Here is a 10,476-nt window from a genome sequence, read left to right as displayed (position 1 = left end):
GTCCGGTGCGGGCCCCTTCAGGCGCAGCGCGTCTCGGGCTCAATCGGCTATCGCGACCTGGCTGGTCAGCGTCATGATCCGAAGAAGCGACCAGCTCGACCGGACGGCGTGACCGAGGACCATACGCCGAACCACTGCTCGGCGCCGAACTCCTCGAACCGCTCCACCTCGGTGAACCCCAACTTGGCCGCGAGGCGCATCGAGCGGTCGTTGGCTGTCTGGGTGCAGAGCACCACCGGCTCGCCGGGGAGTACGCCGGCGAACCAGTCGAGTGCCGCTGCGCACGCCTCGGCGGCGAACCCGCGTCCCCACGCTTCCGGCAGGAATGTGTAACCGAGCTCGGCCTCCCCGGCGCTCGGGCGCACGTGCCCCGGACGTTCTGCATCGCGCCGATCGAGCGCCACCATGCCGATCATCGCTCCGTCGAGATCGATCACGAAAAGGCCAAGACGCCGCCCGGGCACCTCAGGCACCGCGCGCTCGAGCTCATCACGCGGTCGGGGGCCACCGAGGTAGGTGCGCACCTCCGGCGAGGCGAACAGCTCGATGAACGCCGCACGGTCCCGGGCCTCGGACTCGCGGAGCACGAGCCGTTCGGTCCTTATCGGGGCAGGCGGCCAGGCGACGGGTCCGAGTCCAGTCATGGCGGGCAACCTATCGCACGCCCGTGAGAGTGATCCGAAAGAGAATGCTTAGCCGTCGTTACCGGCGGTCCCGTTCAGGCCCGGGCGCCGGTTCCTCTCGGAGCGGCGCACCACCTTGCCTGCGGCGAGCGTCATGGTCGCCACGGCACGGACCCAGCGGGGTCCGCCACGCTCCGCCCACACCACACACGCGCACCCGCCGACAGCGAGCGCCAAGACGCCGAGCAGTACCAGAACGATCATGTTTCCCGCCTCTGCTTTCATTCGGTCGGTCCTGCAGATCGTCTCAGGTCGGGAAGGGCGTCCCTGCCAGATTGACCCCAGTCCCAGCTGGCCACACCCCTTGCCCGCGGGCTTGGGCAGATACCGGTGAAGGTGGAGCGGTCTGGCGCGGGGCATCGCTACCCGCCCGAAAATCAGTGGAGCCGCACTCCCGTGTGCCGTTACCGTGCTCCCACCCACAGTCTCTTTGTCAAGGACGTGCCGTTGTACACCAAGTGAGACCCCCCGAGCGCTGATCCGTCGCGCGTCGCACGTGTGCGCCGTGCTCCCTTTCGCTGCGGTCTTCTCACTGGAACCGGTGTATTTCTGTGTCCAAGAACATTTCTGTGTCCAAGAACTGGGTGGTCGTACCCACCTGCCTGCCGATCGTTCTCCGCCGTTGCCACACGAGTGCCTCCGGGCGCTTCCGGGCGAACGGCACATTCCGTGTCAACGCGGACCACAAGCTCCTCGATGCCTGGTTCCTCGCGCTGTGCACCGGGTGCGGGGACACCACCAAGCTCACTGTTCTGGAGCGGATGAAGGTGCGTTCCGTGCAACCCGGGCTCCTGAATCTGCTGCACGACAACGAGCCCGGCCTGGCAGCCGAACTGCTCCAGGACCCGGTAGAACGGCGCCGCGACGTAGTCGGCCCGGGTCGAACCGAGCGGCCGGCCTGGCAGTCGCCGTATGGTCCACCGCCGCACCGGGCGCACCGCGGCCGGTGGGCGCCTGTGCCGGGGTTGGCCAGGTCTCGGTCCGCTTCGCGGCGCGGATACCTGTGCGGCCGGTGCGACTGATCGCCGAAGGTGATCTCGGGCGACTTCACCTTCGCGCTCAAGCGCTGAGTCCTTGCGGCCCGGGGCCTGCCCGGCAGTATCCGATCCGCCGGACAGGCATGGTGACCTGACGCCTCGGGAGCGGCCGATGGCGTGGTCCGCAGGCGCGTCGGCCGGAGCCTCACTTCCGGGCTCCGGCCGCGTGCTGGTGTGCTCGAACGGCCGTGGAGTCGACGGACACCAGGCAGCTCAGGTCCTCGTCGGCATCTGGCTGGGCCAGAACCGCCGCGACCCCGGCGGCTGCGTGCTTCCGGCCTGGGGCCCCAGCGCTGACGCCGACAGCTGCGGCGACACTGAGCAGGCAACGGGTTCGAGGGCTCAGGGGGACGGGATGCTGACCGGGATTGTGATCGACGCGCTGGATGTCACGTGCATGGACCGCTTCTGGCTGGACGCGACACGGGGCCTGACGGGCGGCCTGCAGTTGCGGTTCGTGCCGACCGCGAAGCCGAAGGCGGCGCTCAAGAACCGGCTCCACCTCGACCTGGCCGGGGGGCCGGACTGGGAGGCCGAGGTGGCGCGCCTGCTCACACTCGGTGCGACTCGGGTCGACATCGGCCAGGGGGACGTTCCGTGGGACGTGCTGGCCGATCCGGAGGGCAACGAGTTCTGCGTGCTGCGTCCCGGACACCCCGGCGTGCTCGCCGACTCCGGCCTCGTCGCGATCTGCCTCGACGTCGCGCAGGAGGACCGCTACGAGCAGTGTGCCCTCTGGCAGTCCCAGACCGACTGGCAGGTGGTCGAGTCCCACAACTGGGGCGTCCGGCTGCGCCGAAGGCCCACCAGCACGGTCTCGTTGGTGATGGGGCCACCTGCTGCGCCGAAGGCGGCGCGGAACAGGCTGCGGCTGGAAGTCACCCATCGCGACCGGGAACCCGGCGAGTTCCTCGACGCCGGCGGAAACGAGTTCCACGTCACGTGGTGACCCGCCTACCACGGCCTGTATTGCCGCCATCCGAGCGGTGATCCCGCAGCCGGTCGAACGGGCTGCGAAGCGCACGCGATCGGGCACTCGGGGCGACGGGCCCCCAGCGTTTCCGGGAGCCGGTGCCGCGCCTCGGTGGTCACGCCGTGTGGCCCGGCCCGAATCACTTCGGGCTCTGCGCCCAGCGGGCGGCGAGCAGGAGCGCGATGTCGTCCGGGCGGTCGGCCGCCTGTCTCGCCTCTCGGATCACGTGGTCCGCGGTGTCGGCCAGTGAAGCCGAACTGTCTTGGGCGATCGTGCTGCGGAGCCGCTCGATGCCCAGGTCGATGTCGGTGCCCGCCTGTTCGACCAGTCCGTCGGTGAACAGGGCCAAAGTCGCTCCCGGTTCGAGCTGTAGTTCGGTGACCGGGTATGAAGCCGTGGCGTCCACTCCGAGCACGACGCCGCCGGGGAGTTCCAGGGTCCCGGCCGTGCCGTCGGGGTGGCGGAGAATGGGCTGCGGGTGACCGGCCCGTACGGCCTGCGTGAAGCCGGTCTCGGGGTCGAGGACGATGTAGCAGCAGCTGGCGAACTGGCCGGGATCCAGGTCGATGAGCAGCCGGTTGGTGCCGCTCATCACCTCCTGCGGATGCTGGCCGCTCAGGGCGAAAGCGCGTACGGCACTGCGTAGTTGGCCCATGGTTGCGGCAGCCGCCACGCCGTGTCCCTGGACGTCTCCGATGACCAGGGCGAGGCCCCGGTCGGTCTCGATGACGTCGTACCAGTCGCCGCCGACGTCCATGCCCTGGGTGCCTGAGAGGTAGCGTCCGGCGGTGTCGACGTATTCGACCTGGGGTAGCCGGTTCGGCAGCAGGGCGTCCTGCAGACCACGGGCCAGGGCAGCCTCGGTGTCGTAGCGCTGGGCGCGTTGGAGGGCCTGGGCGATGAGTCCGGCGAGGGCGGTGAGGACCGTGCGTTCCTCGGGGCTGAAGCCCCTCGGCTGGTCGAAGCCGAGGATGCACGAGCCGACGGGCCGGCCGGAGGCGATGAGTGGCAGGAAGGCCCGGGCGCCGACGTCGGTCTCCATGGCGATGCCTGGATAGGCGGCGCCCAGGTGCTGCATGGACTCGAAGAAGATGGGGCGGCCGGACGTGAGTGTCTCCACGCCGGGAAGGCGGGCGTCGAGGGCGACGCCGTCGAAGGGGTCCAGGAAGCCTTTCGGGAAGCCGGTCTCCCAGGCCAGGTAGAGATGTCGCTCGTGCAGCAGGTAGATCGCCAGCTGTCTGCCGCCGAAGGCGGGCAACAGCTCCTCCGTGACCACGGCGGACACCTGTCGGGCGGTGACTGCCTCCGTCAGTGCGATGGCCAGAGCTACGGGCCGGTACAGAGCGGAGGACTGGTCGGCCGGGGACCCGAGCCCGACGCCCGGCGTGACGACCGACCCCGGGGCGTAGGCGGGCTGGTCCGTGGCGGTGAGCGTGGCCGTCACCCCGTCGTTGCCCGGGTACAGGGAAACGGACAGCCATTCCTTCGTGGTGCGCCGGGCGAGGAAGTGAACGGGTTCGACGGAGAGCAGAGCCGCGCGGTGGTGGTCCTCGTAGGCGGGGTGGCCGAACCACGGCAGCGCCTCCCACAGGACGCGCCCGACCAGGTCTGCCCGGGCGGTGCCGAGGAGCGATTCCGCCAGATGGTTGACGTAGGTGATCCGTCCGAGCCGGTCGAGCGAGAAGATTCCTCTGGGCAGGCGGTCGGCTGCCTCGGGGACGACGGGCCCTGCACCGAGATCCACGAGGTATCCGGTCAGGTGGCTTGCCGTGCCGTCGCCAGGCGGGCGGGCCCGGCGCCCCGAGAGCTCCAGGAGGTGTGACCTGCCGTCGGGGCCTTGGAGCCGCATTCTGCGGGTGACAGGCGTGCCGGTCCCCACCGCCTGTCGGGCCAGTGTCCAGAGTCCGTACACGTCCTCCGGCATCAGCCGCGCCGCCAGCGCGTCGATGGTGCCGGGGAAGTCGGCGGGCCGCGTGCCGAGGATCGCGCACAGATCTTCATCCGCCGTGACGGCGCCGCTGTCGAGGTCCCAGTCGAAGTGACCGATCCTCACCGGTGGCGCGGTGGCCACGGGCAGCTGGACGGGAACCGGATCGCCTTCCCACTGGACCGGCGTTCCGCCGGATGCCAGCTCCTCGAGGTCGTCGCCGAGCCGCTGGGCGGCGTGCTGCAACCTGCTGCGGTCGGCCGGCGTGACCGATTCTCCGGGGGTGGCGGGGCGGAGCACGACCAGGACCCCGATCTTCTCGTGACCGCTGGCGATGGGCACGTACAGCGACCCGAAGGGGAACGGCAGGCCCGCCATCAGCTGTGGAAACCGGCGCATGGCCTCCTCGGCGTCGCCGAGGTACACGGGCTGACCACTGGAGAAGGCCGCGGCTACCGGGAACGGCCGGTTTACGTGCATGCGCCACCAGGGGCGGAACAGTGGGATGGGCAGCCCTGCGAGCACCGTGAGGCGCAGCAGTCCCGGTGTTTCGGAGCGCAGATAGACGCCACCCGCGTATCCGCCTACGGACTCGACCGCGCTCACCACGGCCTGTGCGAGCACCAGGGACAGCTCGTCCGGCATACGGCCGTCGTTCGGCCGCGCAGGCACAGCCCCGCTCTCGCCGAGTGGAGCGCGTCTCGTCGCGCCGAACCAGGTCACACCTCAGCATGCTCCCGACCGGCGCGTTCACGCACCCGGTGGGCCGCCCTGGGGCGGGGCGGCCGGTCAGTGTCTGCCGCCTTCGGACGTCTTCACAGGTGTCGGATCCGGCAGGAGGAGTCAGCCGAGGGCGATCGCTGCTCCGCAGTGGCCACGAGTGATGTCGTAGGCATGAGGCGGCGGGCCACTGCCTCTCCACGTGCTCCCTTCCCGTCCGCATCCCAGGCCGGCCGCGGTAGGTCTGATCCGAGCGTGCACATCGTGGGTCCCTGAGTGCGGGAGGACATCGGACCGGGGGATCTCGGACTAGCCTCAGCCGTCTCGTAGTGGAGGCAGAGAGACCCGGCCGATCCAGTCGGTCGGCGAACGGCCCAGGTGGTGGCAGATATGGGGGGCCATATGAGCATCAGGTTCAACACGGCCCAAGTACCACCGTCCGACAGGGCCGAGGCCATTCGCGACGTCATTTGGGGCCGAGTCGTCCGTGTGGACATCCAGCACCATCCGCAGCAGGAACGCATCTCGGCAGTCGGCACGATCAGCGACGTCGGGTCCTTGAACATCTGCTCGGTGAGGTCCAACGCGACCATCATCCGGCGTACCCCGTCGTTGGTGCGCGACGATCTCGAACCCAGCTTGTTCCTCGGCCTTCAGGTCTCCGGGTCGAGCATGGTGGTGCAGGGCGACAGGGAAGCGGTACTGCGCCCGGGTGACCTCGCCGTCTACGACACCACGGAGCCGTACACCCTGGTCAACGAGAGCGGCATCCACCAGCACTTCTTCCGCGTCCCCCGCCGGGAACTGGCCCTTCCCACGGCAGCGCTCAGCAGGGTCACAGCGGTGCGCCTGGGCCGGGAGCACCCAGTGACCGATCTGGCGTCCACCTACTTCGCGCGGCTTGCCGGTACCCGGCCGGCAATGAGTCCTCAGCAGGCCGGCGCCGTGGAACAACCCAGTATCGCGCTGCTGCGAGCGGTGCTCGCGATCTGTCTCGGCGACTCGCGTCTTGCTCAGGAACCGCTTGAGTCCACCTTGCAGTGCCGGATCATGGAGTACATACGCGCCCATCTCGCCGAGCACGATCTGAGCGCTGCCCGTATCGCACGGGCGCACCACATATCAGTGCGTTACCTCTACAAGATCCTGGCAGGGTCGGGGATCACTCTCGGTGACTGGCTCCGGGTCCACCGCCTCGAAGAGTGCCGCAAGGAGCTTGCCCGTTCCCGGAACAGGTCGGTGACCATCGCGGCCATCGCGCAACGCTGGGGCTTCTCCAACGCCAGCCACTTCAGCCGGGTCTTCAAGGAGCAGTACGGGGTGTCGCCGCGCGAGTGGCGGCAGTTGGAGGAACGGCGCGCCGGCGCCGGGCTCGGTCGCTGAGACATCTCAACAGCCCGTGGCGCGGTGGCCCGGGAAGCGGCATCGCTGCCGCATGGTCAGCGGTGCATCCTGCGCCATTCGCTCGGGGTCAGACCGTAGGCGGTCCGGAACCTGCGGGTGAAATGGCCCGGGCTCGCGAACCCCCACCGCCGGGCGACGGCCGCGATGGTCGGCGTGCCCTGTCGGGGAGAGGCGAGCATGTTCCGGGCCCCCTCCAGCCGCTCGGAAATGATCCATTGTTCCAGGCTGAGTCCCGCGCGCTGGAAGACCTCGTAGAGGTGGCGGACCGATATGGCGTGTTCTCCTGCGATCCGCTCCGCGCCGAGGTCGCGGTCGGTGAGATGGCGGTGTGCGTATGCGAGCATGCGGGTCAGGAGCGTCTCGTCCATGACCTCCCGGGCGAGCGCGCCGGTCTCCTGCGAGGCCGACACGACCAGCGCCCGTACGAGCTCGATCGTGCTGTTCGCCAGGGCCGGGGCGCTGGGGTCGGCGGCGAGCCGGTCCGGACTACGCCACAGGGCTCGCACATGCTGCAGGACCACATCGTGCAACGGGCTCGCCCTCAGGCGGAAGGTGGAGCGCCGCATAACCTCCACCGGCAGCGCCAACCGGTCGAAGTCGATCAGCAGTGCCTGGGCGGATCCTTCACCGGTCCAGCCGAAGTCGCGGGGGGTCATCTCGTTGAACAGGTAGACATCGTCCGGGCCGACGATCCTCTGCTCACCGTACATCTCGGCGCGGCCGAGTCCTCGGTTCTGCAGTGCCACGGCGACGAGGGGCCGGCTCTCCTGCCGTACATGCCGGGCTGTGCGGGTCAGCGTGAAGCCGGTGTTGTGGGAGGTGAACAGGTCGAGCGCACCGATCCGCCACAAGTGCATCCGTGCCTGAATTCCGGTCTCCGGCTCCTCGTGCACGATGCGGTTCGGGACGGAGGCGTCGGTCAGGGCGTGATGGAACGCCTCCGCGCGATCGGCGCGAGGCACAGTACTCGTGTCCAACAGCAGCATGCCGCCCCCACTCCCTTGAGGAGCGCATTATCGGCTACTGGAGCCAGTGACCTCGGAATCCGCACAGTGGCCCGGGACGTCCAGCCAGTCGTGTGCACACTCGGGACAGACCGGTGCGTGAGCAGTCACCTCTTGAGTCCAGCCGGCCCCTAGCTTGAGTTTCTGAGCAACTCATAGGGAGCTGTTGACATGACGTACCGTCAAGGACCGGCGCGGCGCCGCGCGATGACCGCGGGTGTGGGGCCGGCGGCTACAGCAACAGCCGGGATCGCGGGTGTGCCCACGATGTCGGCCGAAGCCGTGCAGAGCGTCGCTCGGACACCGGACGCCGGGAACAGACCGAACAGCGGTCCTGGTCCACGGAGCCTTCGCGGACGCCTCCAGCTGGTCCCCTGACGACCGGGGCATCAGCCCCGAACTCCAGCGCTTCCAGGCACGGAGAGCCGGCTCCCACCCGTGGAGGTCCGCAGCTCACAGCTGCCGCTGCTCGGTCGCCGGTCACCCACATCATCATCGCCGCCGCCAGGCGCGTACGAGCCTGAACCGTCCAGGCGACCCCCTTCACCACCACAGAATGGACGTGCCCCATGTCCTCATCTCCCGACCTCGAACGCATCGAGCAGATCAATGCCACCGGCTGCACCCCGGTGGTCTTCGTGCATGGCCTGTGGCTGCTGCCCAGCAGCTGGGACCGGTGGGCCGTCGTCTTCGACGAGTCCGGCTTCGCCCCGCTGGCTCCAGGCTGGCCCGACGACCCCGAGACCGTCGCCGAGGCCAACGCTCACCCCGAGGTCTTGGCAGGCAAGAGCGTCGGTCGAGTGGCCGACCACTTCGCCGGGCTGATCGGCGGGCTGGACCGCAAACCCGTCGTGATCGGCCACTCCTTCGGTGGTCTCATCGCCCAGATAATCGCGGGCAGAGGTCTTGCGACAGCGTCCGTGGCGATCGATCCGGCGCCATTCCGCGGGGTGCTTCCCCTGCCGCTCTCCTCCCTGCGCGCCGCGCGGCCCGTACTCGGCAATCCGGCCAACTTCCACCGCGCCGTCCCCCTCACCTACGAACAGTTTCGGTATGCGTTCGCCAACGCGGTCGACGAAAGGGAGGCCAAGGAGCTGTACGAGACCTTCGCGGTCCCGGCCCCCGGGGAGCCCTTGTTCCAGGCGGCCGCTGCGAACATCAACCCGTGGACGGAGGTGAAGGTCGACACGCTCCGAGCCGATCGAGGGCCCCTTCTGATCATCTCAGGAGAGAAGGACAACACCGTTCCCTGGGCCATCACCCATGCCTCGTACAAGAAGCAGGCACGCAACGAGGTCGCCGTCACCGAGATCACGGAGCTGCCCGGGCGCGGCCATTCACTGACGATCGACGGCGGCTGGCGCGAGGTCGCCGACACCGCCCTGGCGTTCGTGCGACGGTTCACCACCTGATCGCGGACGCCACGGGACACGCTCGCGTGTGTGCGGACACGAGGACACGGCCGCACACAGGAGGACGACTGGGCGCGCTGCCGCTCTCTGTCAGGTCGACCAGACCACCGTGCCGTTGCTCACGATGACCACCTTGGCGTCGGCCCGGAGGACCAGCTGGGCGCCTCCGTGGTCGTGGGTCCGGGAAGCCCAGATCGCGCGGTCGGCGCCGTTGTGGATGACGAGGTTGCCATCGGGCTGGAAGATCGCCCGGTGGTTGGCTCCGAAGGTCATGGACGCCCAGATGGGCTTGCCCTGCTCGTTCATGACGACAAGGTTGCCGTCGGTCTGCATGACCATGCGGATGCGGTTGGTGGTCCAGGCCTGGTTGACCTCCAGGGTGCTGGGTGAGAAGACGGTCACGGTGCTCCAGGACGGCTGCGGGGCCGGCTTGGGCTTGGGCTTGGACGCGGGTGCGGGCTTCCTTGTGGCAGGGCTGCTCGTTCTTGGCTCCGGCGCGGGCGCGACGGGCTTCGGGACGGTGACCTTCGGGACGGTGGCCTTCGGGGCCTCGCTCTTCTTCGGCTTCTCCTTGCTCGGAGAGGCGCTGGGCTTCCCGGCCACGTAGTGGTCCATGGCGGCGGGGGCGGAGTCCGGGTTGAGGACGGTGTCGGCTCCTTCCGCGGCCGGCCTCCTGGCGGTGTCGTCATGCCCCTTGTCGTTCGCGCTTCCGACCAGCAGCAGGGGTATGGCGATCAAGGCGGCGCCGACGACCGCCGCCCCCGCCAGGATCGGCTTGCGTGGGCGTCCGGCGTCGGCGCCGGTGCCGGTCTTGGCTCTGGGCGCCGTCCCGACGGCGGCCGCCGCCACGCCGGTGCCCTCCTCGGGTGCGTCGGCGGTCGCGGTCGCGGGCGGGGACGGGGTGGTGGCGGTCTCCCCGTCCGGGGTGGCGCCCGGCTTCGCCTCGGGGGCGGCGGTGGCCGGTTCCGGTGTCTCTTCGGCCGGTGCGGAAGGCGCGGGCGAGGGCCCGGCCTCCTCTACGTCGGGGGCGGCGGCTGCCGCCGCGTTCGCGCCGGGGGTGGTGTGCTCGGGGGGCATGCGGTTACTCCTCCTCGGTGGCGGAGCTGTCGGTGGGCAGGTCGAACGTGCTGAACGCCGTTGGAGCCCGGGGGCGTTGGCGAGTCCCGCGTCGAGGTGAGCCGGGTCCGGCCCGGTCTCCTCGTCCGATTCCGCGCGACTCGGCACAGCGGCGCCGGCAGCCGATCCGACGCCTTCCGAGCTGCGGGGTGTTCCCGCACAGCCCCGGCCGTACGCCCGGCCGGAAGGCGCCGCACGTC

Annotated in this window: 8 protein-coding genes and 1 pseudogene; 4 read left to right on the top strand and 5 right to left on the bottom strand. The window is 69.6% G+C overall.

Features of this window, described 5'->3' with window-relative positions; genetic code table 11:
* Positions 1 to 71 precede the first annotated feature (71 nt).
* Both ACFWSK_RS14520 and ACFWSK_RS14515 read right to left on the bottom strand, forming a co-directional pair.
* Entirely contained in the window at positions 72 to 644 is a 573-nt protein-coding gene (locus tag ACFWSK_RS14520) for a GNAT family N-acetyltransferase (RefSeq protein ID WP_383784906.1), read from the bottom strand.
* Between the two features lie 48 nt (positions 645 to 692).
* Positions 693 to 887 carry a hypothetical protein gene (locus ACFWSK_RS14515; RefSeq protein ID WP_383784903.1) on the bottom strand — a complete coding sequence of 65 codons (195 nt, stop codon included), beginning with the start codon at positions 885 to 887 and terminating at the stop codon, positions 693 to 695.
* A 365-nt stretch (positions 888 to 1,252) separates the two neighbouring features.
* Here ACFWSK_RS14515 and ACFWSK_RS14510 point away from each other — a divergent pair.
* Both ACFWSK_RS14510 and ACFWSK_RS14505 read left to right on the top strand, forming a co-directional pair.
* Positions 1,253 to 1,716 (top strand): annotated as a pseudogene (locus tag ACFWSK_RS14510) (DUF1062 domain-containing protein); the annotation flags it as partial.
* Positions 1,717 to 1,832: 116 nt separating this feature from the next.
* Entirely contained in the window at positions 1,833 to 2,669 is an 837-nt protein-coding gene (locus tag ACFWSK_RS14505; protein WP_383784901.1) for a VOC family protein, read from the top strand.
* 163 nt (positions 2,670 to 2,832) lie between these two features.
* On the opposite strand, the gene ACFWSK_RS14500 is transcribed toward ACFWSK_RS14505, so the two are convergent.
* On the bottom strand, positions 2,833 to 5,265 hold the full coding sequence (locus tag ACFWSK_RS14500; RefSeq protein ID WP_383784898.1) for a SpoIIE family protein phosphatase: 2,433 nt from the start codon (positions 5,263 to 5,265) through the stop codon (positions 2,833 to 2,835).
* 477 nt (positions 5,266 to 5,742) lie between these two features.
* Here ACFWSK_RS14500 and ACFWSK_RS14495 point away from each other — a divergent pair, with 477 nt between their 5' ends.
* Positions 5,743 to 6,723 (top strand): helix-turn-helix domain-containing protein, encoded by a 981-nt coding sequence (locus ACFWSK_RS14495; RefSeq protein ID WP_383784895.1) that lies wholly within the window; start codon positions 5,743 to 5,745, stop codon positions 6,721 to 6,723.
* A gap of 56 nt (positions 6,724 to 6,779) precedes the next feature.
* Here the strand turns inward: ACFWSK_RS14495 and ACFWSK_RS14490 are convergent, their stop codons facing one another.
* Positions 6,780 to 7,730, bottom strand: coding sequence for a helix-turn-helix domain-containing protein (locus ACFWSK_RS14490; RefSeq protein ID WP_383784892.1), 951 nt, complete (start codon positions 7,728 to 7,730; stop codon positions 6,780 to 6,782).
* A 587-nt stretch (positions 7,731 to 8,317) separates the two neighbouring features.
* On the opposite strand from ACFWSK_RS14490, the gene ACFWSK_RS14485 reads away from it, so the two are divergent.
* Positions 8,318 to 9,160, top strand: a complete 843-nt coding sequence (locus ACFWSK_RS14485) for an alpha/beta hydrolase (protein WP_383784890.1) — start codon at positions 8,318 to 8,320, stop codon at positions 9,158 to 9,160.
* 90 nt (positions 9,161 to 9,250) lie between these two features.
* Here ACFWSK_RS14485 and ACFWSK_RS14480 read toward each other — a convergent pair whose 3' ends face one another.
* A complete protein-coding gene (locus ACFWSK_RS14480; RefSeq protein ID WP_383784887.1) occupies positions 9,251 to 10,237 on the bottom strand; it encodes a mannose-binding protein in 987 nt (328 codons plus the stop codon).
* Between the last annotated feature and the right edge of the window lie 239 nt (positions 10,238 to 10,476).

The sequence above is a fragment of the Streptomyces sp. NPDC058620 genome, from assembly GCF_042717135.1.
Taxonomy (GTDB): Bacteria; Actinomycetota; Actinomycetes; order Streptomycetales; family Streptomycetaceae; genus Streptomyces.
The sequence above is the reverse complement of the archived record's forward strand: the minus strand, read 5'-3'. Positions and strand labels throughout refer to the sequence as shown.

Bases quoted from the DNA above. Each gene is read 5' to 3' on its own strand.
- ACFWSK_RS14495 (WP_383784895.1), top strand. From the start codon at position 5,743: ATGAGCATCAGGTTCAACACGGCCCAAGTACCACCGTCCGACAGGGCC.
- ACFWSK_RS14520 (WP_383784906.1), bottom strand. From the start codon at position 644: ATGACTGGACTCGGACCCGTCGCCTGGCCGCCTGCCCCGATAAGGACC.
- ACFWSK_RS14480 (WP_383784887.1), bottom strand. From the start codon at position 10,237: ATGCCCCCCGAGCACACCACCCCCGGCGCGAACGCGGCGGCAGCCGCC.
- ACFWSK_RS14485 (WP_383784890.1), top strand. From the start codon at position 8,318: ATGTCCTCATCTCCCGACCTCGAACGCATCGAGCAGATCAATGCCACC.
- ACFWSK_RS14505 (WP_383784901.1), top strand. From the start codon at position 1,833: ATGGCGTGGTCCGCAGGCGCGTCGGCCGGAGCCTCACTTCCGGGCTCC.
- ACFWSK_RS14490 (WP_383784892.1), bottom strand. From the start codon at position 7,730: ATGCTGCTGTTGGACACGAGTACTGTGCCTCGCGCCGATCGCGCGGAG.
- ACFWSK_RS14500 (WP_383784898.1), bottom strand. From the start codon at position 5,265: ATGCCGGACGAGCTGTCCCTGGTGCTCGCACAGGCCGTGGTGAGCGCG.
- ACFWSK_RS14515 (WP_383784903.1), bottom strand. From the start codon at position 887: ATGATCGTTCTGGTACTGCTCGGCGTCTTGGCGCTCGCTGTCGGCGGG.